Raw genomic sequence first — 22,270 nt, 5'->3', positions numbered from 1 at the left:
AGAGGGTTTTATTCATCTCAGACCCTCGCTGGACCATACTCTTTGACTGGCGCTTCGAGCGAACACTCGCCAAGCGGCTAAGCATGATGACATGAAGAATGCCTGGCGCGTCGATCCGGAAGAATACCGTCGGACTATCTCGATTATCATTCGGTATATAGTTCAACGTCCCAGGCGCCGTCGGTACAAGATCGCGGTTCCCTAGCATTTCGATCAGAGCATACCTCGCAGTTTGGCCAGTGAAGAACCACTTGGTCTGGCGCGACGACATTTCGTCAAGGCGAAATCTCCAATCTCCAGCGGAGCAACCGGTGCGCGCAACGTGGGCTATGCCCGCGTTAGCCCAGGATCTATAATTGCCAAACAGGGTCGTTGCCGAAATCGGAGGCGTCCGCGGTATTGAGCGATCGGCTGTTGGGATGTGGGCCGCTCGCTGATGGCTCGAGACGCGATGATCTGCCTCCGAGGACCAGTGGGACGCTGGGCTGTTGTCCACCGGGCTTAGCACGGCAAAGTCCATCCTGTTCGTCCCTTTGAAAAACCGGCTGGCTTTCATTCTTGTGCGACGAAGCTCATTTGCATGACGGATTTCGTAGAGTTGTTCAAAAGCTCGCGTGAGGCGCTAAAGTGCAAAGCGCGACCGCCAATGCTGCTGGCCAAAAGTCTGGGTCGCATCCGGCTGCGGTCTGGACTTTTATTGCGCCGTGCTGCGGCAACGGCCATCTACACACCCGAGCTCTGACATTGGCAGCAGTAGCTTTCGTAAAGCCGACACAGGTCATAAGCATAAGTCATTTATTAGTTGAATCGGGTGTGTGGACCACGCCCTCTTGATGTGATACCTCCGGCGAAGGATTGTCATTCGGTCGTCCTTCGCGAACGACCACGCTGGAAGATCCCCGAAATAGCATCAAAACAGAGTCGTTCGGTGGCTTTCCGCTACCGCTCGGGTTTCGTCGTGCCTGTGCCTCGGCCACAAGTCCTTTCAGTGTTTGCTCCACGAGCGCGACAAAGCGGGGTGGACCAGAGGCGAAGACGAGGCCATCCCCCGGTACTGCTCTGACAATGTAACGCTCGTCTGAGATGTTGAGTGCATCGAGTGCCGCCTTGAACGCATCAAAGTTGATTGGGCTCGAGACCAAAAGGCGGCTCTGCGCCTCATGCGCGTCGGATACGTAGAGCACCAGCCCATCGTAGTACCATTGGAGATTGTACAAATTGATCAACCGTTCGAGGAAGTCTCGCGGTGGGAGATCGGGCATTCGCCCGCGAATCCGCCCCTTCACCCCGGTGCTGACATTGACTCTGATATTTAGGTTGTTGCCGAATTCCTGCAGCGCGGCCGCGAGGTCCTGATCCAGAACTGTGTAACTATAAGGCGTCGACGGCAGCGCCAGGGGCGCGCCGAGCGCCTCAACGACGCCCAAGGAAATGAAAACACCGGCATAGAGAACTTTCTTCAAGTTGTGCTGTCCTGTGGAGGAGATGAGCATTTCTGCTCTTTTACACATGAAAACGAGCACCGGATGAAAGCCGATGCTTCCCCCCAAATTGGAAGCTGACCGTGATCATTAAATGGCAGCTGCTCGTCAGTTTTCGGTCAGCTTGCTTTTCTAAGGTCCCGCCCCATTCGTGTGAACAGATGGCTCATCTCACTACGGGATAGCAATGATTTCCTCCATGTTGTTCGACATCAAGTCGGTCTCTTCCAATTCGGTCGAGTGTGCCGCCGGCGGATGCTCGCCGGCACATGCCCAGTTCGACGAGAGTCTTGCGCAGGCCGCCTCGAGCCAAGGTGCTGGCTCTTCTGTGGCCGAGCGCACGCCGGCTCCATCGCTGCCGGAAGTCCAGCGCGCTGTCACGCCGGCGAGCCCGTTCGGCGATCGCATCCTTCAGAGCATTTCTGCTATGCACCAGGTTACACCATTTCCGTCGAGTGCAGTTTCGCCGACGATCGTCGACGAGCCTAATCCTACCAAGAGTCTGCAGCTTGGCCCGGCGGCGCAACCAGTCTTGCGTGTACAGCAAATCGAGGTACGTCCAGCGGGCAAACCGGAAGGTGTGGATCATTTCGAATCGGCGCTGGTGAATCTGCGGGGTGTTTACAACGGCGTCATCCAGGTTTCGCTCCTCTCGAAGGGGACAGGTGCTGTTAGTTCATCTCTGAATAAGCTTCTATCGGCGGGCTGAGCGACCCTTTGGCTGTCTTGACGAAAGATAAGCTCAGGAGCGGCTGTCCCGCAGGAAAGCGGATTTATGCTCTCGTTCTGTTGCCGCTCTTGCTGAGCCTGGCCGGCTGCAAAGCTGACCTGTATACCAAAGTTCAGGAGCGCGAAGCTAACGAGATGCTTGGGCTGCTCCTGAGCAAGGGTGTCGATGCCATTCGTGTCGTGGGTAAGGATGGGACCAGCACAATTCAGGTGGAGGAAAAGCAGCTCGCCTACTCAATCGAGCTGCTGAATGACCAGGGCCTGCCGCGCCAACCGTTCAAGAGCCTTGGTGAGGTGTTCAAGGGGGCGGGCCTTGTTGCCTCTCCGGTTGAGGAGCGAGCTCGCTACGTCTATGCTCTCAGCGAAGAATTGTCGCGCACGATCAATGATATCGATGGGGTTCTCTCCGCGCGTGTTCATGTCGTTCTGCCGAAGAATGATCTTTTGCGACAGGATGCAACTCCGTCCTCGGCGTCGGTGTTCATTCGACACGCCTCGAACGCCAAGCTCTCAGCGTTGCTACCGCAGATCAAGATGCTCGTCGCCAACAGCATCGAAGGTCTATCATACGACAAGGTGGCGGTCGTGTTCGTGCCGGTTGAGCGGGCTCAGCATGAGGTCTCCGTCGTGCCAGCAACAGCTTCCGCTGGTCCAAGCAAGTTGATCGCAACCCACATCGCGGTCGGTGCAGGAGGTGCGCTCGCCGCGTTGGCCATGCTATCTTTGCTGCTGAGCACACGTGGGCAACAGCTTCGTCAATCCTGGCGCAAAGTGACAAGTCTCGGCAGAGATGCCGGCAAGCCGACGGTCCGGTCCGCCGGCAAAAAGCTCTCCTCCGACCCGAAATAGTGGCAGCAGGTCCGTATCGATGGCATCCACTGACCCAAATTATTCATTCAACCCGCATTCCGATCGCCTGCGCGGGCTTGCCGCTTTGATCCATCCCAGCCGGTTTGCCCGCCATCTTGATGGGCCGCTGTCGGCCGACACAGTGCTGCGGTTACAGAAGACTCGGAGACTGCAGCAAAGACTAGTAGAATTGCTGCTAGGCAATGAGCTGGCCTCGAACGGAATCGATTGGGGTAGGGACGTTCTGCTCGGGCATGATCCGCGTACGGCGGCGCTGCTCGCTGGCAGTATCTGGCATGCCCGTTCGGTGCGGAAGCTTGTGTCAAGGCATGATGTCGCGATTCTGATCGAAAATATTGGTGCGGAAGCACATGCTTTCGCAATCCGACACTTATCGAGCGCCGTTGCAACCACATCGATTGACGATCCGCAGAAGCTTGCGAGCCAGATTGAACATGACGGATGTGCCTGCCTTGGCGCTTGGCTCAAGGACGCGTCAGAGCTTGACCGTGTGCGCGTTCTTTTCCGCTTACCCGTGGGGACCACCGCCGAATCCCCCGCAGCGGAACACCACAACTCAGCGGGTCAGTTACTGGCTTTGGTGGTGGCCCACTTGGCCACGGAGGAGCCTGCGGCATGACTGACAATGAAACAGCCTTGCCAGATAGCCCGCGGATACGGCCGCTTGGTCCCCTCATACCAGCCGCGGAACTTGGTATCTGGTCCGATGCGGTGCAGACGCGCGCGCTAGCCGAGCGATACCTGCGGCAGGCTCGCAGTTGGGCAAGGAAAGCCTATCAGCAGGAGCGGGAGCGCGGCCACTGCGAGGGTCTTGGGTCAGGCTCGGAGGAAATGGCGCAGCTGATCGCCCAAGTTGCTTCCGATGTGGCCCGGCGAAAAGCCGTTCTGCAGCGAGAGTTGCCGCAGCTCGTCATTGAGATATTGACCGATTTATTGGGCTCCTTTGATCCGGGTGAAATGTTGGTAAGGACCGTTCGTCACGCGGTCGAGCAAAGATATGGCAGCGCGGAACTATGCCTTCACGTGTCTCCTGTGAACGCTGATGCACTAAGGCATGAATTTCTGGCGTTCGATGGAACGGATGGTCGGCCGAAAGTCAGAATTAATCCGGACCCGGCCGTAGCGTCGGACCAGTGCGTTCTGTGGAGTGAGTTCGGCAGTGTCGATTTAGGACTCGCCGCCCAGCTCCGCACATTGCGTCTCGGCCTTAATCCATCCTCTCAGGAACTCTATCCGTGATGACCCAACGATCAGGCCATGATCAAGCGGCCGGAGAAGGAGATGTGCATGCGGCGATAACATCTCTACGAGTCGCAGCAAAGGATGTCGATACGCGTGCCGTGCGGGGACGGATTACGCGCGCGATTGGCACCTTGCTTCATGCCGTGTTGCCAGGGGCTCGTGTTGGAGAACTTTGCCTGTTGCAGGACCACGCTTCCGGATGGTCACTTGAGGCCGAAGTCATCGGTTTGCTGCCGGACGGGGTGTTGCTGACGCCCATCGGCGATATGGTAGGCTTGTCCCATCGCGCGGAAGTGCTCCCGACCGGACGCATGCAGGAAGTGTCAGTTGGGCCTGACTTGCTAGGCCGCGTGATCGATAGCTTCGGCCGTCCACTCGATGGCAAGGGGCCGATAAAGACGGTCCAGACCTATCCGCTCCGCGGCAAGGCGCCGAACCCGATGAGGCGGCGTGGCATCGAGCAGCCGTTTCCGCTCGGCGTTCGCGTGCTGGATGGACTTCTGACGTGTGGCGAAGGTCAGCGAATCGGAATCTATGGAGATGCCGGTTGCGGTAAGTCGACGCTGATGTCGCAAATTGTGAAAGGCGCGGCTGCCGATGTCACCGTGGTTGCGCTCATAGGAGAGCGTGGACGCGAGGTGCGTGAATTCATCGAACGTCATATCGGCGATGCCCTCGCTCGCACCATCGTTGTCGTTGAGACATCCGATCGATCGGCAATGGAGCGGGCGCAATGCGCTCATATGGCGACCGCACTCGCTGAGTATTTTCGTGATCAAGGCTTGCAGGTCGTTCTGATGATGGATTCGCTGACGCGATTTAGCCGTGCGATGCGCGAAATCGGCCTTGCCGCCGGAGAGCCTCCCACCCGGCGCGGTTTTCCTCCTTCCGTCTTTGCTCTGCTTCCTGGTCTGTTGGAGCGAGCCGGTATGGGCGAGCGGGGCTCGATCACGGCATTCTATACTGTGCTTGTCGAAGGTGACGGCACGGGCGATCCGATCGCCGAAGAGTCGCGCGGCATTCTCGATGGTCATATCATTCTTTCGCGCGCGCTGGCCTCGCGAGAGCATTTTCCCGCCATCGACGTGCTGTCGAGCCGAAGTCGTGTCATGGATGCGGTCGCCTCTGGTCCACATCGCAAGGCGGCATCCGTCTTCCGCGATTTGCTCTCGCGCTACAATGAGGCTGAGTTCCTGATTAAGGTCGGTGAATACAAGCCGGGCAGCGATCCACTGACTGATCGGGCAATCGATTCAATTGAGGAACTGCGCGCATTCTTGCGCCAGGGACAGGACCAGCCGTCTAGCTTTGAGGAGACCATTTCATGGATGTCGCGTCTGGCGGCCTGAATCTCGTGCAAGCGTCGAAATTGCGACAGGTGAAAGACATCAGAGAGCGAAGCGCGCTTCGTGAATTGTCGAACATGGAAGCCAGACTCCAAACTGCGATCAATGCGCTGCAGCGAGCGTGTGAGAGTCTTAAAGCCGCGGAGAATCGTCGCGCCAAGGTCGAAGCTGAACTTTATCAGGAGTTGGCGTCGCTCGAGACGATGTCCGTGACCGAGCTCGACCGTCGCTGTCAACTAGTCCTTGGGCGGCTGGCAGCAGAGATCGAATCGACACGCCAGGAGCGCGAGCAGGCGCACATCGCGCACGAGCAGGCCCAGCAGGCAGTGAACGAGGCGCGGAACATATGGGCCAAGCGTTCGACTGCGAGCCAGAAATGGCAGGAGATCGAGGGCGATGTCCAGCGCACTACCGCTCTCTGTTCGGAGTTTGCAGCCGAAATCGAGGCCGACGACGAGGTCTTGCTCCGATACAAGGGTGGTTCGCGCTGCCAGGCGGTCGGTAGCTCGAACTGATGGCTAGTTATCTTAATGCGTCGCGAGCTGCGCCCGCGGAAACTGTCGGTAAATGCTATGGGTGAACTCGCACCATTTCAGCCAGCGGCAAAGCTGTCGCATGAAGTGATCTCGTTGCTCAACGAGATCGCCGCACCGCGCACGGTTTTTCAGGGCCGCACCGGCGATAGGCCGCTATCGATCCGTATGAGTCGACTCGTTTGGCGGGCCGAGCCATATGCCATGTCGATGCTCGACTGCGTATTTTGCGTCGGAGGCGAGACCGCTGTGTTGTCCCTGCCCCGACTTCTCGTCGAGGCACTCATTTCAACGGTCCAGGATGGCCTTACTTTACCTTCCGATCCAACCCGCTCGCTTCTTCTCGAACTTGCACTGGAGCCTTGGATCGCTCAATCAGAGATCGTGCTCGCGCGAAATTTGCAGCTAATCCGGGTCGAAGACGCAACGGCCAAAGACCCCTATTTGGAGCTCGATGTTACTTTCGGGCCGCTGAGGGCCAAGGCCCGCCTGTTCTTGTTCGCGCCTCTTGACGGTCTGGTTCCGCCTGCGTTTCGTGCCTTGGGCGAGTTGATCGGCCAATTACCGCGAGACTTATGCAATATTTCTTCGGAATTGCCGGTCGTAATTGCGAGAGAGATTGGCTCGCTGCGCGCGCCCATCAAGCTTCTTCGCCAAGCGCAGCGCGGGGACGCGCTGCTGCCCGACGTCATTCCATTTGCCCATGGCCAGCTCATCCTCGCTGCCGACAAGTTGTGGGCGCCCGCGCAAGCCGCGGGCGACAGACTTATCCTTCGGGGGCCATTCCGCCTGCAGTCCAATCCTCTAAGGTATGCAAATATGACCATACGCCCCCAAGCTGAGCAAGCAATCCCACCCTCGGAAGCCGACCTCGACAGTGTTGAGATCACGCTTGTGTTCGAATGCGGCCGCTGGCCCATCCCGCTGGGTACGTTGAGAAGCATCAACGAGGGGCACGTGTTCGAGCTTGTGCGGCCGGTGGACGCTCCGGTCGATATTGTTGCGAATGGTCAATTGATCGGCCGCGGCGACATCGTACGTGTCGGTGAAGCGTTGGGTATCCGGTTACGTAGCAAGTTGGCGGTCAATGGTTGACATTCAACCGAGCATCCTTGCGCTTGTTGCGGCGACCGCTGGCCTTGGCCTGCTGGCGTTCGCAGTCGTCACAACAACGGCGTTCATCAAGGTTTCTGTCGTTCTCTTCCTGATCCGTAACGCGCTCGGCACTCAGTCCATACCACCAAACATCGTTCTGTATGGCGCTGCCTTGATCCTTACCGTGTTCATAGGCGCCCCAGTATTCGAGCAAACCTACAACCGCATCACCGATATGCAACTTCGCTACCAAACCGCCGATGACTGGTTGACCGCCGCAAAGGAGGGCAGCGAGCCGCTGCGCGCCCATCTGAAAAAGTTCACGACTGAGGAGCAGCGCACGTTCCTCCTGTCATCGACGGAACATATCTGGTCGGAGGAGATGCGCGCCAACGCAACAGCCGATGATTTTGCGATCCTCGTGCCGTCTTTTTTGATCTCGGAGCTCAAGCGTGGGTTTGAAATCGGTTTCCTTCTCTATCTTCCCTTCATCACAATTGACCTAATTGTGACGACAATTCTGATGGCCATGGGCATGTCAATGGTGTCACCAACAATGATATCCGTTCCTTTCAAGCTCTTTCTGTTCGTCACAATCGACGGCTGGTCGCGGCTCATGCACGGGCTGGTCTTAAGCTACGCATCTCCGGGGAGTTGAGATGGACGAGGCCAGCATCCTCACCCACTTGAGCCGATCACTGGTCCTGTTCATGATCTGGGTTCTACCGCCGCTCCTGGCAGCCCTCGTGGCTGGATTGGGTGTCGGCATCGTGCAGGCAGCAACTCAGCTCCAGGATCAAACCTTGCCGCTTACTGTGAAGCTCCTCGTGGTCGTCGCCGTGCTCGTTCTGTTTGCTCCGGTGCTGAGCGCGCCGCTGATCGAGCAAGCCCAGCATATCTTCACTGAGTTTCCCGCTCTCACAGCGAGGTATTAGTGCGCGGAACGCAAGACTTCGCATATGTCGTGTTTGTCGGCCTTTATGATGAACCGCAAGAGGACGAGTTCGTCAGCTTATTGAAAGCTCGCCTCACTAGCATGAGACGGATAGATATCCGAACTGTCGTGTTCGGCTCCCTGGGCCGGCCGTATTCGGAGGAAGAATGATCCCATTTGGAATTTTTATCAATCCGATTGAGACGAATTACCTGCTGAGACTCTTTGCCTGGCGAGTTGTCGCGCAGTGAACGGGCGAACCGCTTTGATTGCAAGCGGCTCAATGATTCTGGCGTTCTTGGGAATGAGCCTGCGAATGAAGAGGCCGCTCGAAACCGACCCCATAGAATGGCGAGATTGATGAAAGATTCGAGGCTCTCAGACCTCCAAACAGCGCTTCGAGCGGTGAGTGTGGAAGAAGCCTGGTGAGTCCGCCGGTCCTTTCATCGGATGGTCATACCTCGGCTTCGAATGGCTATAGTCATGTGGACAGTTGAATTCGAAGTCACCTGCGTTGTGGGGTGGCATGTCGCTCTCCAGCCTCTGGGAAGCGAGATCTGCAGAGTTCTTGACATCTCACATGTGGCGACGCAGGTGCGACATTGCATTGGCTGATTTAACCACAAGCTGAGCTCAGATGGATGCGTTGTCACCCACCGATACGCAAGGTCTGATTCAGACTGCTGTCGAGTTCGTCGTTGCGGCCGGACTTGGCGCGGCCCGGCCGCTCGGCATTATGCTGGTTCTTCCGGTATTCACGCGACCGCACATTAGCGGGGTTATCCGCGCAAGTGCGGCGATTGTGATTGGATTGCCTTGCTTGATGCAGATCAGGAACGGCTTGCAGACACTAGATCCGGGCACTCGTATGATTGCGGTCTCACTCCTGGGATTGAAGGAGATGTTTATTGGCCTGCTGTTCGGCTTTCTCGTTAGTATACCGCTTTGGAGCATCCAGGCCGTTGGTGACATCATTGACACCCAGCGCGGCATCTCCAGTCAGGTGGACGATCCTGGTACACGCAGTCAAACCGCCCCGATGGGGCTCTTTCTCGGGACTGCCGCGATCACTATCTTCGTTGTATCAGGAGGTCTGCAGACCATGGTCAGATCCCTCTATGGAAGTTACCTGATCTGGCCCGTGTATCGGCTGCTGCCGCCCCTGACCCACCAAGGAGCGATGGAGTTTATCGGGCTTCTCGACCATATCATGCATACGACGCTCGTGGTCGCCGGGCCCGTGCTGGCTCTGCTGCTTCTGATCGACGTATCTCTCATGCTGCTCGGGCGCTTTGCGCCGCAAATCAAGCTGAACGATCTCTCTCCGACCATCAAAAATGCTGCCTTTGGCATCATTATGGTCAGCTACGCCGTCTTCCTGATCGACTATATGGAAGCAGAGATCAGTCAGTTCAACGGCGTGCTGGAGTGGCTCGAGAAGCTCTTGAAATGAACGACACGAGCGAAGAGAAAAGCCTTCCACCAAGCCACAAGAAGCTGAGGGACGCGCGCAAGAAAGGGCAGAGCCCGCGCAGCGCCGACTTTGTGACTGCGGCAAGCCTTTGCGCTGGTTTCGGCTGCCTGTGCTTCAGGGCCGGCCCGATCGAAGACGGATGGCGCGAAGCCGTGCGGCTGATCGACAAGCTGCAGGAACAACCCTTCAACAGTGCGGTCCGGCAGGCGTTGCTCGGATTGTTGGACCTTTCTATAAGTGCCGCGGCTCCCATCCTAGGTGCCGCGGTCGTTGCGGCGATGCTGGCTGGTGCCTTGGCCGGAGGCGGGCTGACGATTTCGGTTGAGCCGCTTAAACCCAGCTTTGAGAAGTTGAACCCCGTCAAAGGGCTGAAGCGGATTGTCTCCCAGCGGTCGGTTGTCGAGCTTGGAAAGTCTATCGTTAAGGTGTTGGTTCTCGGCGGTGCGTTCGTGTTCACCGTGCTCGCAAGTTGGAGGGCACTGGTATACTTGCCGGTTTGCGACTTGAGCTGCTTCGGTTTCGTCTTTGAGGAGCTCAAAGTTCTGATCGCCATTGCTGCCGGCGCTCTTCTGATTGGCGGCTTGGCCGATCTGCTCATTCAGCGTTGGTTGTTCTTGCGCGACATGCGCATGACGCAGAGCGAAGCCAAGCGCGAATCCAAGGAACAGGATGGTAATCCGCAGATCAAGGGTGAACACCGCAGGCTCCGCCGGGAGTCGTCGAACGAGTCTCCGCTCGGAATTCAACGGGCGACAGTGATACTGAGGGGGCGCGCGACATTGATTGGGCTGCGCTACGTTCGAGGCGAGACCGGCGTCCCGGTGCTGGTGTGCCGCGGTGAGGGCGAAACGGCCTCACAGCTACTGGCGGAGGCGCGCGCGAGACGTCTGAGCATTGTCAAGGATGATGTGCTGGCGCGTCAGCTGATCCGAAAAGGTGTCATGGGGAAGGCCGTTCCGATGGAGTGTTTCGAGAGGGTTGCAAAGGCGGTCTTTGCCGCCGGCCTAGTTTAGCGTCCGTACCAAACCAGCTATGGCTAAACTCTCTTGTCAACGACCCCACTGTCCGAGAACCTGATCTGCAAGATCCCAAGAAAAGAACCCGGGGAATTGGAGTCCAGATCGCTCGTCGGCGGATTCCAAGACTGATATGGACAAGAACGCCAACCAACGGCCATGCTGCTTGGGTCTCACGAGCCGCTTATTGGTTCTCTTGCGCAACCCTGTTATGGCTTTCATCGTCCGAATTGCTCCTGTTGCCCGACGACGTGGCCCCACGTTGGGTAATGGGAAGTACTGCACGATCACCACTGGTCGGCATGACAGCGCTATTGCCTAACAAGTCGCCAGGTTCATTGATCATGACGGCAAGGTTATTTCGGACTGAGCAGCCAAGGGTTGGACTGAACGAATTGTCGTTCACTGTAGGACCGACGATGGAGAGCGACGGGCAGACCGGAGGATGGGCTTCGAAGGTAATGGCTTCGATCCTCACCCCGGAACGAGCCGGCAAATCCATACGAGAGGCGAACAGGCGGATGTTGTAGTTGGCAACGCCCATGGCGCGAACCTCGTGGGCGACCTGTGCAATGAGTCTTGGTGCGCCGATGATACCCACATGGAGCGCATCCGGCCGGCCGCGACTAGTCATTGCAATAAAGCTTCGCAACCGATGCCGTTCGGGGCCACGAAGGCTCTGCAGGAACAATACGCTACTCTTCTGCTCGACCTCGATCTCTTGGCCGGCGGGCGCGGGACGGATCGAAGCAGTATTGGCGCAGCCCCCCAATGTTGCTCCGATAACGATGGGGTAGCACAGATATCGCAAACTCATTGTTTAGTGATCCTCATTCGATAATAAAACCGGCGCTGCCGGTCAATCCTGGTGCGCTGGCGCGAGGCGCATCGCGGTCTCGCGGCGGTCTGGCCACCGTGTTCGTCAAAATCCGCCCCGCGTCTGAAGGCGGTGAGATGCGCTCGCTCGGAGTACTCATCCGGTTCGGATTCGGTCCGGGCCGCACGATGTAGGGGGTGACAATAATGACCAGCTCGGTTTCACGTTTTTGAAACGATGAGGAGCGAAACAGCGCGCCCAGGATCGGCACATCGCCGAGCCAGGGAAACTCGTCGACATCAGTGTTGAAGTTCCGCCGGATGAGGCCGCCGATTGCAAAGCTCTGACCGCTGGCGAGCTCGACCACGGTGCTCGCCCGCCGAGTCGAGAGGGCAGGGACCGCCATGCCGTTGATTTTGACTTCGCCTTCGCTCGACAGTTCGCTGACTTCGGGCTTCACACGGACATTGATCTGATTATTGTTGAGAACCGTCGGAACGAACTCGAGGCTCACGCCGAACTGGCGAAATTGGACCGAAACCTGCCGGTTATCCTGCATCACCGGAATGGGGAATTCGCCTCCGGCAAGGAAGCTTGCGGCTTCGCCGGACATCGCTGTCAGATTCGGCTCAGCCAGGATTGAAGCGAGGTGCTCGCTCGCGAGCGCGTCCAGAACAGCGCTTAAATTCGTTTTTCCAGCGCTAAACCCGATCCCGATAGTGCCGCCGCCGGCCGCCGCGCCAGCTGCCGCGCTGGAGCCGCCCGGTTTGCCGGTAACCAGGAAAGCGCCGTTTGGACCGGAAGCGGAGAAGTTGATATTGAGATCCTTTACCGCGCTCCGGGAGACTTCTGCCACCCTTACGCTGAGATTGACCTGCAACGAGCCGGCGACCTGGATCTTATTGACAACCAGCGAGCCCGCCCCAAGAAACTGCTCAGTAACTTTCCTGGCTAGCTCGACGACATCGGCACTGGGTGCCGTGCCGCTAAGCATTGCGCCACGCGGGGTATAGCTGACCTGGATTGGATAGTCGCCGACCTCAGCCTTTAGTGCGGCTCGCAGATCTTCAATCGGTTGGGTAACGACAACGCGCAGCTCGGCCAGAGCCTCTCCCTTGTCGTTCAGAGCGAACAGGCTCGTCCGCCCGGACTTCTTGCCGAACACGAAAATCGTCGTGTTCGACGGCGCCTGATAATCAGCAATTGCGGGGTCGGCAACAAAGATGCTCGCTGCCGGTCCGTTCAGACGAACCGTCTTACCCTGTGAGGAGGTAAGATTGAGCGTGCCGGTGTTGCCGTCAGGCGCAGCACGTTGCGGTTCCCCACTGCTTTTTGTTTGAGCTGTGACAGCAATTGGAAATAACAGAGCAAGCGCGCATAGAGCGCGTGCGAGGCGGAGAAGCGGGACATGATGGGAGCCGCTGGCGACCATCGACGGCGCATCAGAGCCGTGGTCCATTTTAAGGAGCTTCAAGGGAGTGTTGCTTTCAAGTTAGATCGGCTAGGCGGCCGATGCTGCGCTAATGAGTTCAAGGGTGTAGCCGACACCGCGCGCGGTCTTGATCCTGAGCGTTGCTCCCGCCTGGCTTAAATGCGTGCGTAAGCGATAGATCCCGACCTCCAGCGCATTGGTCGAGACCTCGTCGTCAAATGCATACAAGCTATCTTCGAGAGATGTGCGCGGCACGGTACGGCCCGCGCGGCTGAGCAGATGTTCAAGAATGCACACTTCGCGGCGCGCAATTCTCAGCACTCGGCCACCGACCGAGACTTGTCTCGCGATGGGATCAAAATGCAAATTACCGAATGTCACCACCGGCGCCGTCATCTGCGTTGACCGTCGCAGAATAGCCCGCATGCGAGCAATGAGTTCGTCGATAGAAACAGGCTTGGGCAGAAAATCATCCGCGCCGGCATTGAAGATAGCAATCCGCTGACTGAGATCATTGAAATTACTCATCATCATGGTCGGCATAGACCGCCCGTCGCGCCGTAACTGCTTCAGCCAGTCCAATCCGTCTCCATCCGGCAGAGCCAATTCGAGCAGGACCATATGGTAATTCGCGCAATCGAGCGCTGCCGCGGCCTCATCCAGCGTTCGTGTCACGTCAACGGCGAAGCCGCAATTTAACAGTTCGTCCTTCACGTCACGAACGAAGTCCGCGTGATTGTCAACCAGAAGAATTCGCATTGCATCGCCTTTCGTCCACCACACCACGACCTGAGCAAGTCACATCTACCTCTGGGATTCGATGAGCCTGAGAGGCGGTTGCACTGATGTGAATACGAAGAGTTCGAAGCGAGAGGACGGAACAGACCCAAGGGCCATCAAAGCTTGCCGATCTGTCGTCTTCGACTCGACTGCTGAGCGCGGCCTTTTTACACCGTCGGCGCTGCTCGGCATGCCTGCGGTGTCAGCGACAGACCTGCTCTTTTTTGAGGACATCAAGGCCGCAGCGGCCTGCCGACTGGTTTGTAGACCGATCACAGCCCCTCTTCCATCCGCTGGCGGGGCGCCCGCAGGGCGAATAGCGCCAAGTGGCGCGATCGAAGCCAAAGCGCGAAAGACGATTGCATTTGTGGCCGAACGAAAGAATGAAACCGACATGTTAGAAACTTTCCTATTTCGTTGGGTCCATGGCGATGTTGCTGGGTTGTTGAGCCGTCGTGCCGTGGAGATCACGCCAATACAACAGCACCGGGCTTGCGACACGGATCTGGCGATGACTCGGACCGAGATGCACGATACGAGAGACCAATGCAGTATTCGGCTTGAAGAGGGCGCTCGCGGTAGATCTGGACGGCGCTAAAAAGATACGGCGGTCTAATTTGACATAGCTTGGTGCACGGCAGACGCGAGATAGAGATCTCAAGCGAATTGCTCACGTGACGACTCCTCTTTTTGCCAGAGTAGCAGCGTGAGGTCTTCTGCTCCCACATAAGCGATGTCGGGTGGACTTTGTGATTTTCAGACGTTCGCAATTTCGCTACCTGTCAGGAACGGTTCACGCGTGCGGGGGGTGTGTCGCGGTCTGTCGGAAATGCTACAATCTGACGCTAGGTGAGATTCAAGTGGATTTGGGCGCTGGTCCAGCATTGTCGAAACCGCGACGGTTATTTAAGCGAGGGCGACACGGTCCGAAGCCAGACTATCGACCGCCAGGTAACACTCGCGTCTCTCGCCATGTCATGAGAAGCTCGTCGACCCGATCAAGGCGTCGCTTGATGACAGCCGATTACAGCATTTGGCGCTAGTCGTCTTTGCTGGCGCTAGGGACGTGACGTCTCGGTGTTAGGTCAAGCCCGTGCGTCTCATTTTTGGTGAGCAGACGCTGACGAGCGGACTGACGCCCCTATGAGGAAGCGAGTCTTGGCATCGTGGACGCGCGAGCGCGCGAGCCGAGTTAAGCGGCAGAGAGCTGTAAGAGAATCGATTGCCACGCGACATTCTTGAATGCTGCCTCCATAGGTCGCGATCGATTATGAGACGTTTGGGTAAGATCGGCAAAATCGATTGTTTTGATGGAACACATCCAGGTAGCGAATAGGGGATGTGTGCGACGAAAAGCGGTGCGCGCGTTTCCTCCAGGAAGCAGCAGCGACCTCTTTGGATGTCGGCGCGCTTCATCCCTTGCTCAGGGTATGGGGTGATGTAGTCGCTAAGTGTTACCCGGGTCGTGAAACGGCACTGCTGGGGCAAGGAGTCGTTAGCGTGGGCGTTATGGCGAAAGGGTGGAATGCCCGAGAACTGCTCGTTTGCCGCCTGTCAAATCACTTCTCGCCCGTTTTCCGCTGGTAGGGGTTTTCTTGGCTGGCGGTTCGGTAGCTGTCCAAATTGCCGCCCAGGAACAAGCGTTCGGTCTCTTGGGTCGGCGTTCTGCCCAGCGAGCACATCAGTTCCACATCCGCATCGACGTTGTCCTGGTCTCCCGCATTCATTCCGATAGCGATACTGCTCAGCACGTCGTCAGGTGTCCAGACCGCAGATTTCGGTACCACATAAGTGTGCAGCGTTTTGGCATTGTTGGCTATCGCTCTCGCCCAGTGGTCACGCGAAACGCTCAGTTTGGCGGGCTCTTCGACCAAAGACACGAATGGAGAAGTTGTCGTCTTGCCGCGCATATGCCATCCAGCCTGGCGTGCCCGATCCATGGGATACCGTTCCAGAGGATCTCCAACGGAAGCATGATCCCGAGCCGTGCTTCGAACATGAGATATTGCGCTTGTGTTTTCTTCGGTATGGGGCTTGCAATCAGTGTCCCGATTCTGAAAACGACGAAGTATGACATATGACGATCCCGCAACGTCGTCGAATACGCGGTCTCGATCATTGGCAACTTCGGTCTCCGATGACCAACGTGCTGCTTGCTGTCGGGCGAGTTCGATTTCCTTCTGAAGTGCTTCGAGAGTGGCACCTGTCAACGTTGCGGCAAGCTGAGCGCGCGCACTGACGAATGATGAGGCTGGATAGCGACTGAGTTCAGGGGCCGCCTCGCTTGGCGCAGACCACGGCGCTGCCATCGCGGAATTTGACGCTAAGGAGACTGACTCCAAGGTTGGGGCGGACGAGTCCGAGTCGGCTAGAGCCAAGTCATTTAGCTGCTGCTCAAAGCTCGCTTGAGCTTCTGAACTTGCCGGTGCGCTCGTCTGCACGCTAAGCTGGTCATGCTGTCCACCGATGTAGCGCGGCTGCTGAATCTCAAAGGAATTGTCGGCGGCATTCCTCGGATCGACGTTCATCTCTCTTTCTCCCTTCCAAGTGCCGCCTGTCAGCGTTGACTGTTGCAGGTGCAGCTTTCGAGAAGCTGACGGTCGGAAAGAGGCCATTGAGCTTAACCGCTGCCTTCTGTTTCTGCCACTTCCGATTCGACTAGGCTTAGATCGGGATCGCGGCGTCGGGTTCGCTCCGCCACCTTGTTGCGGATGCGTCGCCTATCGCAGACAGTCCTTGACGAAGATGTACAAGCAATCGCATGCGGATGATCGAGTGATTCTTTCGTGCATCATCTGATTCCACAGATGTGACGGCTTCATCTCCTGGCTCGTTAGGCCTGCAGCGGACTAGCGCGACCGCTCGTCTTTTTTTTGTGGGTTCCAAGCGGCCATCGAGCAAATCCTTCTAGTCGACGCCCACGAGGTGGAGCCCCTCAAAATCCTGACCTACGATCTTGTGATGTCTGAATAGCCGTTACAACGACTTGCGCCTGATTGCGGGACGCTGCTTTTGTACAGGCGTGAGCGCGCTTGCTGAATGAAAGCCAAACAGCTTGCCAGCACGAACATCTTGAAGAACGTAAGCTGTGGTACTTATCGAGGGAGAAGAGAATATGAAGATCACCGGCAAAGGACTGACTATCCTGTTGTCCTTGCTTTCGGTCGCGAGCGTTAGCGCGGTCGCGCGAGCCGATGAGCCCTCGCCGAAATACACCGAGGTTCTCAATGCCCTGCAGGCGGGGAAGAATGTGAAGCTCGTACTGGATATGAGCCGCTGTAACTCCGCTGAGGGCGGCAAGCCTGCATCGGCGACGCAGGCCGGTCTGGTCATCAATGCATTCAGGGTGACGGTCCAGAACGGAATCAGTTTCGCCAATGCTCACCAAACAGTCGACAGCTCTGGACATGCCGTGACCGAGTACATCCGCCATAGCCTTAGCCGCGAAGGCAAGCTGACGGTGCGAGCCTCGAAGCTTGTTGTCGGAACCACGGAGCTTGTGAACCAGGGCGAATTCATCTGCGAACTGCCGGATGGCGCAAGGTTCATCTGGTAAGGAAGAGCACAGGGGCGCTCAGGGGTTTTCTGGCTGTCTTTCCGCTCTGGGAAAGTTCGAGGTGCGCCAACTTACTACGGTTCGACCAAGGTAAGTCATGAGGGCCGTCGATCTCCAGTCCATCTCAGCGATTGGAGGATCGGCGGTTCGCCCTGTCACCAGATGGTTGGTGCCAAGGCTTCTCAGCAGAACACTTCAGATGAGCCGGGTAAGAAACGTCCGCACTCCCTCCGGCCTGTTGGGTCGTGTATTCATAAGCCGATCAAGCCGCGGGCTCGGGGATGATTTCGCTTGACCCGCGGCCACCCCAGGATGCGCTCGTATCTTTCATGCGCGGCTTTGTCTTTCAATTGAAAGGTCCGCGCTGCCGAATGCAGTCGTAGGGTTGGAGCACCGGCTAAAGATCATTTTATGAATGGCCGCTACGGGGCTTGCTCACCGTTTCAATTGTCGTTCGGACGCGACTCTGATTTCTGAAAATAACATGATCCGACCTGGATGCGGGACCTTTAGCGGTTGCCCGCGGTGCCGCCGAGCAGTCAGCCAAATTGCGGCCGATGGAAGAGAATAACGCGCCCTCCGGGTAGGCTTTCAGCCGTGTAGGGCTGGCCGTGGATCAAAAAGCCGGTCATCGGGACGCCTTGGCTCGGCAGAAGGCCCAGGTTTTGGAGCATGTCAATCACGAGAGGCGAAGCTTCTCGCGGACCGTGCCTCCAGTCGTGCCCGAACAACTCTCCGAGTTCACGCAATTGCGGAACCAGGGGGTGGCCGGAGAGCGGCACTGCGGTCGGCAGTTGGAGGTGCGGCGCGGGCGATTCGAACCAGGAGGGTCGATCAAACCCAGATGCGCGGCCGTCGTAAGTATCGGGGGGAGCCGCCGGCGTCGCAGGCGCAGCTTCTCTCCTCGAAACGAACCTTGGGTGATGAATCAGTTGAACGTCATTGGATCCTCTTGGCCCCAGCACGGCCGTATAGCGTTCGCCGTCAATCTCATAGTTCATGAGTGGATATTCTGCGTTAGGCAAGAAGTCCCACTTGCCCAACGTGGAAAGCATCACGTCGGGGGCCAGTTGCGTGCAATGGGAAAAGTCCTTTCGTACGGCGAACGAAACATCAAATGTATCGCCGACAGGAGGAGACTGCAGATGGATGAGCTGAACATCATCACGCCCACGCGGTCCTAACACGGCCGTATAGCGTTCACCGTGAATGTCGTAGGTCTTTACCCGCTGTGCTGCATCCGGCAACAGACCCCAGCGTCTGAGCTCAGAGCGCAGCATGTCCGGTGCCGGCTGGGTGCCATGGAAGAAATTCTCGGGAACGGCGAAGGAGGCGTCAAAGCTCTCGCCGGCAGCGGAGAATGTCGAATCAAGTGTAGGCGGGGCCGCAGCATCTCGATTCATCATTCGTCCAAAGTCTTCTTCAGGGGCAGGACTCGGCGACTGAGCGCTGGGCTGCCGGATCGCCGCATCGAAAAGCGCTTCCTGGGCGACATTTTGCACGAGCAAGGGGGCGACGGCACTCATTGTTGGCCAAACCACCAGAGCATCGAAAGCGGCGGCTGTCTGCAGGTCCTGGCGATCTGCGGCATCGAAAAGCTCTTCCTGAGCGACACTTTGCGCGGGCGAATGGGCGACGGAACTCATTCTCGGCCAAAACACCGGAGGATTGAGGGGCGCGCCTGGCAGCAGGCCCTCGCGATCCGCGGCATCGAAAAGCTGTTCCTGGGCGACACTTTGTACAGGCGAGTGGACAACCGAACTCATTGTTGGCCAAGGCACCGGAGCATTGAAGGGTGCGCCTGCCAACAGGCCCTCGCGATCCACGGCATCGAAAAGCGCTTCCTGGGCGACACTTTGCCCGGGCGAGTGGGGGGCCGAACTCGTCGTTGGCCAAAGCTCCCGTGCATCGAAGGATATCGCTGGCAGTAAGCCTTCGCGATCGGCGGCATCGAAAAGCGCCTCCTGAGCGAAACTTTGCACGGGCGAGCAAGCTGGGCCACGCATTCCCTGCCAAAGCAAGGGGGCATTGACGCCGAAGGCTGGAAGCTCGTCGCTCCGTTCCGCGTCGAAAAGCACGTCCTGGGCGGCACTCTGTATGGCAGAATGAGCGGCTAAACCTATTTCGTGTCGAACCGGCAGAGGATTGGAATTGCCAGCCGGCGGTGAACCCTGATCCGCAGCATTCCCCAAATGATGATCAACGAGAACCTGCATGGAAGAGCGGGCGGCCGGATCTGTTGCCACACTCGAGCTGACTCCTTGTCCTCCCAAATTGTCCTGACCGGTGATCTCCCGATACTCGCGAAGCCTGTTCAAGGCGTAGATAAGGTTCTTGTCATTCCGAAACAAAGTGGCGGCATGACCGCGCAGCGCGTCGTCGCTGAGCTCAGTAATTGACGAGGGTCGCAGTGCTGCCGCTAGCTTCCGTAGACAGCTAGCATAGTTTAAAGCCGTTCTGGGGTCGATTGCTCGACCGAAGCCTGCCTCAGCGGCCACCTTGATGAGGCGTGCATCTTCCTTGCAAGGACGGTAATGTTCAGTGGACCAAGCGATGGCGTCAGGCTCGCGGTAGCGGCTGACCATCAACAATGCTGAAGCGATCACCTTGTCATTTGGCAGCAGTTTCTTGGCGTAACCGAGTAACGCATCGTCATCGAGCCCAGCCATTGAATTGCCTGACTCCTTCAGCAGCAACTCGGCTAGTTTACGAAGTCGACGATCATAAATGCTGACAGTGGTTGGACCTGGCGGTGGGCCTCGCTCGAGCGCAGCGGTGGACGCTGCCTGGATCAAGCGATCATCTTCCTCAGAGACATCATAAAGCTCCCTGTGCGGATATATTGGGCCAGCCGAACGCGCATCTCCGACGTGCTGCTCAAAATCGGCTTGCTGCCGTTCGGGTTGCTCTACGGTGGCATCGAACGCGGCCGGTTCCTTATCGGCGGGGTGGATATTGTTGAATTGGTCCATGGTCTCGTTCGCTAGCGTCGCCCTCGTGTTCTTTCGCTACTCACGTCAGCTTTCCAAAACCTGACCGCCTGGCCGGGCGGAAAGCTGAATGAATAATGGTCGGTAAGTGCATTTTCTAACCCACGACAAGTGCGGCGAATTTAAAGAGATGCAGGTTTCAGCTGAAAACCCCGTCCAGTGCGCTACGCGCCGGCTCCTTCCCCGCTGGCCAGGCGGACGGAGTGTTGTAGATGGCGCGAACGCCGCTTTCGATTTTTTGGAGTGTCGGAAAAAGGCGAATCGGCCTTTCAGGTTCAGGAGCTCCTACTCTCAGCTTTTCCCCGACTTTCTGTATGGATTCGATGCGCTAGCGGTCCGATAGTTATCCAGATCCCCGCCCAGAAACAGTACCTCGCGCTCCTCAGTTGGGGTATCGCTCACCCAGGCCAGATTGGGTTCATCATTCTCAGTCCCGTCCTCAAGAATACTGACGATCTCTTCGGCCGTCCATGTGGTGACCCTTGGCACCGTGTAGGTGTGCAGCTCGCTTGCGTTTTCCGCGATTGCCTTGGCGCCATGCTCGTTATCGTCGTCCGGCGAAAGGAGCAGTTGAGAGGCCTCTTCGGACAGTGATACAAAAGGCGAAGAATGGGTATCGCCCCTCATGTGCTCTGCGGCTGCGCGGCCGAGATCAAGTTGTTGGCCTCCCCAGATATTCCAGGGCGCGACGTCGTAACGCAAAGCCGCCATGGAACGCAAATGGGCCATCGCGCTTTGACCGTCCAACACGTGGGGCTTGCAATGGCTGGCGTGGTTTTGAAAGCGCTGCAGCTCCGCGTAGGACGATGCCACCAGGTCGTCGTAAACGCGGCTACGATCCACGCCGCCGGCCAACGGCCCAGTCTCGCTTGCCCATTGTGCTGATGTTTGCGCAGCGAGTTCGATTTCTCTTCTGAGTTCCGCAATGTTCGCGCAGGTCAGCGTTGCGGCGAGTTGAGCGCGCGCTTTTACAAAGGATGCGGCTGTGCACCGTTCGTCCTTTGGGATAAGGTGCGCTCTCCTATTGCCGTCCGTTGCAGTTCGGCTCGATTCAGCCCCGGCTGAGGCTGGTGCGGACAGGATTGGCGGCTGCTCCCTAAGCCGCAGCTCAAAGTCTGCTTCGGTCTCTTCCTGTTGCGGATCGACGTGGCTCATGCGAGCCGCGGACGGATTCAAGTTGTCAAATGGGCCCATTGCTTTCTCCCATTGGTTGCCTCGTCAAGGTCGTTCGAGCAAAGTTGGTCCGAGAGATTCAGAAGCCGAGCGGCAGTTGATAAAATTTCCAGCGGATATGATTCTCGAACGGGTGGGTATGTTGAGCGCGTACGGATCGGGCTGACCCAGGATCCAGGTCCTTCCTTTCCAGGTCTTGAACGATCAAGCGGGCCTGCTAGTCCGGATAGAGACGTTTGCTTATGCTAGAGGGCTTAGCTGTCGAACAGCTGACCAGGCCCATTGGTTGAAACAAACTTCGGCCCTTGCGGCTGTGCTGGCGTGCCGGTTGGTCACTGTAGAGTTGAGTTTGGGCGAGATGGTCCCTTCGCCCCTGTCCAGCCCCACGGCAGGCCCGAGCGATGGGGCCGGGCGAAGCAGGTCGCGAAAGCGATGCAATCGCTGATCGTGCGCTGCGTGGATAAGCCTATCTGGGCCAGGTTTGCATTTTGCGCGAGTGGATCTCGTTGAACGGTGCGTCGAGATGCCAGCTCCGATCCGAGTGGCCGGTGCCGCAGCCACCTGGCTCGTGATTTCGCCGCCGTGGGACGAAGCTCATTGTGCTTTGTTGGGACGGATTGGGGGTGAGGAGTCGCGCGGACGACCCGGAAGCTGGTCGCAGAACACGACCCGGTCGACGCAATTTCAATCCAGCATCCGACATGAGACGTTGAGTTGCCAGCCAGACCTGGCAAGACCACGAACGATCCATCTCAAGAGACGCCCCACTCTCATGTATGTAAGTGACGTGATTTCGTCGACG

The 22,270-nt window shown here is 57.7% G+C and carries 19 protein-coding genes; 12 read left to right on the top strand and 7 right to left on the bottom strand.

Features of this window, described 5'->3' with window-relative positions; all coding sequences use genetic code 11:
• Positions 1–791: 791 nt before the first annotated feature.
• The gene (locus ACVWZ4_RS06250) at positions 792–1,493 is read right to left on the bottom strand and encodes a secretin N-terminal domain-containing protein (RefSeq protein WP_456701474.1); all 702 of its coding nucleotides are present in this window, start codon (positions 1,491–1,493) and stop codon (positions 792–794) included.
• A 187-nt stretch (positions 1,494–1,680) separates the two neighbouring features.
• Between ACVWZ4_RS06250 and ACVWZ4_RS06245 the strand changes: the two genes are divergently transcribed.
• From ACVWZ4_RS06245 to ACVWZ4_RS06195, 11 genes are all read left to right on the top strand, one after another.
• Entirely contained in the window at positions 1,681–2,190 is a 510-nt protein-coding gene (locus ACVWZ4_RS06245) for a nodulation protein NolB (protein ID WP_456701475.1), read from the top strand.
• A 62-nt stretch (positions 2,191–2,252) separates the two neighbouring features.
• On the top strand, positions 2,253–3,059 hold the full coding sequence (sctJ, locus tag ACVWZ4_RS06240; RefSeq protein ID WP_456705159.1) for a type III secretion system inner membrane ring lipoprotein SctJ: 807 nt from the start codon (positions 2,253–2,255) through the stop codon (positions 3,057–3,059).
• 19 nt (positions 3,060–3,078) lie between these two features.
• Positions 3,079–3,699, top strand: a complete 621-nt coding sequence (locus tag ACVWZ4_RS06235) for a nodulation protein NolU (RefSeq protein ID WP_456701476.1) — start codon at positions 3,079–3,081, stop codon at positions 3,697–3,699.
• Positions 3,696–4,319, top strand: a complete 624-nt coding sequence (gene sctL / locus ACVWZ4_RS06230) for a type III secretion system stator protein SctL (protein ID WP_456701477.1) — start codon at positions 3,696–3,698, stop codon at positions 4,317–4,319. The genes ACVWZ4_RS06235 and sctL overlap by 4 nt, the downstream gene beginning before the upstream one ends.
• Positions 4,319–5,671, top strand: a complete 1,353-nt coding sequence (sctN, locus tag ACVWZ4_RS06225; protein WP_456701478.1) for a type III secretion system ATPase SctN — start codon at positions 4,319–4,321, stop codon at positions 5,669–5,671. Before sctL ends, sctN begins: the two co-directional genes overlap by 1 nt.
• Positions 5,647–6,183, top strand: coding sequence for a hypothetical protein (locus ACVWZ4_RS06220; protein ID WP_456701479.1), 537 nt, complete (start codon positions 5,647–5,649; stop codon positions 6,181–6,183). The genes sctN and ACVWZ4_RS06220 overlap by 25 nt, the downstream gene beginning before the upstream one ends.
• Before the next feature lie 57 nt (positions 6,184–6,240).
• Positions 6,241–7,296, top strand: a complete 1,056-nt coding sequence (gene sctQ / locus ACVWZ4_RS06215) for a type III secretion system cytoplasmic ring protein SctQ (RefSeq protein ID WP_456701480.1) — start codon at positions 6,241–6,243, stop codon at positions 7,294–7,296.
• Positions 7,289–7,954 carry a type III secretion system export apparatus subunit SctR gene (gene sctR / locus ACVWZ4_RS06210; protein ID WP_456701481.1) on the top strand — a complete coding sequence of 222 codons (666 nt, stop codon included), beginning with the start codon at positions 7,289–7,291 and terminating at the stop codon, positions 7,952–7,954. The genes sctQ and sctR overlap by 8 nt, the downstream gene beginning before the upstream one ends.
• A 1-nt stretch (position 7,955) precedes the next feature.
• Positions 7,956–8,231 carry an EscS/YscS/HrcS family type III secretion system export apparatus protein gene (locus ACVWZ4_RS06205; RefSeq protein ID WP_456701482.1) on the top strand — a complete coding sequence of 92 codons (276 nt, stop codon included), beginning with the start codon at positions 7,956–7,958 and terminating at the stop codon, positions 8,229–8,231.
• Between the two features lie 636 nt (positions 8,232–8,867).
• Positions 8,868–9,683, top strand: a complete 816-nt coding sequence (sctT, locus tag ACVWZ4_RS06200; RefSeq protein WP_456701483.1) for a type III secretion system export apparatus subunit SctT — start codon at positions 8,868–8,870, stop codon at positions 9,681–9,683.
• Positions 9,680–10,717: an EscU/YscU/HrcU family type III secretion system export apparatus switch protein gene (locus ACVWZ4_RS06195; protein ID WP_456701484.1), complete on the top strand. Its 1,038-nt coding sequence runs from the start codon at positions 9,680–9,682 to the stop codon at positions 10,715–10,717. The genes sctT and ACVWZ4_RS06195 overlap by 4 nt, the downstream gene beginning before the upstream one ends.
• A gap of 187 nt (positions 10,718–10,904) precedes the next feature.
• Here ACVWZ4_RS06195 and ACVWZ4_RS06190 read toward each other — a convergent pair whose 3' ends face one another.
• The 4 genes from ACVWZ4_RS06190 to ACVWZ4_RS06175 form a co-directional block, all read right to left on the bottom strand.
• Positions 10,905–11,537: a CpaD family pilus assembly lipoprotein gene (locus ACVWZ4_RS06190; protein WP_456701485.1), complete on the bottom strand. Its 633-nt coding sequence runs from the start codon at positions 11,535–11,537 to the stop codon at positions 10,905–10,907.
• 13 nt (positions 11,538–11,550) lie between these two features.
• Positions 11,551–12,996, bottom strand: a complete 1,446-nt coding sequence (locus ACVWZ4_RS06185; protein ID WP_456701486.1) for a type II and III secretion system protein family protein — start codon at positions 12,994–12,996, stop codon at positions 11,551–11,553.
• 42 nt (positions 12,997–13,038) lie between these two features.
• On the bottom strand, positions 13,039–13,728 hold the full coding sequence (locus tag ACVWZ4_RS06180; RefSeq protein ID WP_092235790.1) for a response regulator: 690 nt from the start codon (positions 13,726–13,728) through the stop codon (positions 13,039–13,041).
• Between the two features lie 1,580 nt (positions 13,729–15,308).
• Positions 15,309–16,277, bottom strand: coding sequence for a hypothetical protein (locus ACVWZ4_RS06175; RefSeq protein ID WP_456790064.1), 969 nt, complete (start codon positions 16,275–16,277; stop codon positions 15,309–15,311).
• 587 nt (positions 16,278–16,864) lie between these two features.
• Between ACVWZ4_RS06175 and ACVWZ4_RS06170 the strand changes: the two genes are divergently transcribed.
• Positions 16,865–17,305, top strand: coding sequence for a VirK family protein (locus ACVWZ4_RS06170; protein ID WP_456701488.1), 441 nt, complete (start codon positions 16,865–16,867; stop codon positions 17,303–17,305).
• A gap of 539 nt (positions 17,306–17,844) precedes the next feature.
• Here the strand turns inward: ACVWZ4_RS06170 and ACVWZ4_RS06165 are convergent.
• Both ACVWZ4_RS06165 and ACVWZ4_RS06160 read right to left on the bottom strand, forming a co-directional pair.
• Entirely contained in the window at positions 17,845–20,277 is a 2,433-nt protein-coding gene (locus ACVWZ4_RS06165; RefSeq protein WP_456701489.1) for a hypothetical protein, read from the bottom strand.
• Positions 20,278–20,586: 309 nt separating this feature from the next.
• A complete protein-coding gene (locus tag ACVWZ4_RS06160) occupies positions 20,587–21,489 on the bottom strand; it encodes a hypothetical protein (protein ID WP_456701490.1) in 903 nt (300 codons plus the stop codon).
• Positions 21,490–22,270 lie beyond the last annotated feature (781 nt).

The sequence above is a fragment of the Bradyrhizobium sp. USDA 4472 genome (genome assembly GCF_054058595.1).
Note: the sequence above shows the minus strand (reverse complement) of the source record. Positions and strands in the feature narration are given on the sequence as shown.

Bases quoted from the DNA above. Each gene is read 5' to 3' on its own strand.
- ACVWZ4_RS06250 (WP_456701474.1), bottom strand. From the start codon at position 1,493: ATGCTCATCTCCTCCACAGGACAGCACAACTTGAAGAAAGTTCTCTAT.
- ACVWZ4_RS06245 (WP_456701475.1), top strand. From the start codon at position 1,681: ATGTTGTTCGACATCAAGTCGGTCTCTTCCAATTCGGTCGAGTGTGCC.
- ACVWZ4_RS06235 (WP_456701476.1), top strand. From the start codon at position 3,079: ATGGCATCCACTGACCCAAATTATTCATTCAACCCGCATTCCGATCGC.
- sctL (WP_456701477.1), top strand. From the start codon at position 3,696: ATGACTGACAATGAAACAGCCTTGCCAGATAGCCCGCGGATACGGCCG.
- sctN (WP_456701478.1), top strand. From the start codon at position 4,319: ATGACCCAACGATCAGGCCATGATCAAGCGGCCGGAGAAGGAGATGTG.
- ACVWZ4_RS06220 (WP_456701479.1), top strand. From the start codon at position 5,647: ATGGATGTCGCGTCTGGCGGCCTGAATCTCGTGCAAGCGTCGAAATTG.
- sctQ (WP_456701480.1), top strand. From the start codon at position 6,241: ATGGGTGAACTCGCACCATTTCAGCCAGCGGCAAAGCTGTCGCATGAA.
- sctR (WP_456701481.1), top strand. From the start codon at position 7,289: ATGGTTGACATTCAACCGAGCATCCTTGCGCTTGTTGCGGCGACCGCT.
- ACVWZ4_RS06205 (WP_456701482.1), top strand. From the start codon at position 7,956: ATGGACGAGGCCAGCATCCTCACCCACTTGAGCCGATCACTGGTCCTG.
- sctT (WP_456701483.1), top strand. From the start codon at position 8,868: ATGGATGCGTTGTCACCCACCGATACGCAAGGTCTGATTCAGACTGCT.
- ACVWZ4_RS06195 (WP_456701484.1), top strand. From the start codon at position 9,680: ATGAACGACACGAGCGAAGAGAAAAGCCTTCCACCAAGCCACAAGAAG.
- ACVWZ4_RS06190 (WP_456701485.1), bottom strand. From the start codon at position 11,537: ATGAGTTTGCGATATCTGTGCTACCCCATCGTTATCGGAGCAACATTG.
- ACVWZ4_RS06185 (WP_456701486.1), bottom strand. From the start codon at position 12,996: ATGGACCACGGCTCTGATGCGCCGTCGATGGTCGCCAGCGGCTCCCAT.
- ACVWZ4_RS06180 (WP_092235790.1), bottom strand. From the start codon at position 13,728: ATGCGAATTCTTCTGGTTGACAATCACGCGGACTTCGTTCGTGACGTG.
- ACVWZ4_RS06175 (WP_456790064.1), bottom strand. From the start codon at position 16,277: ATGAACGTCGATCCGAGGAATGCCGCCGACAATTCCTTTGAGATTCAG.
- ACVWZ4_RS06170 (WP_456701488.1), top strand. From the start codon at position 16,865: ATGAAGATCACCGGCAAAGGACTGACTATCCTGTTGTCCTTGCTTTCG.
- ACVWZ4_RS06165 (WP_456701489.1), bottom strand. From the start codon at position 20,277: ATGGACCAATTCAACAATATCCACCCCGCCGATAAGGAACCGGCCGCG.
- ACVWZ4_RS06160 (WP_456701490.1), bottom strand. From the start codon at position 21,489: ATGGGCCCATTTGACAACTTGAATCCGTCCGCGGCTCGCATGAGCCAC.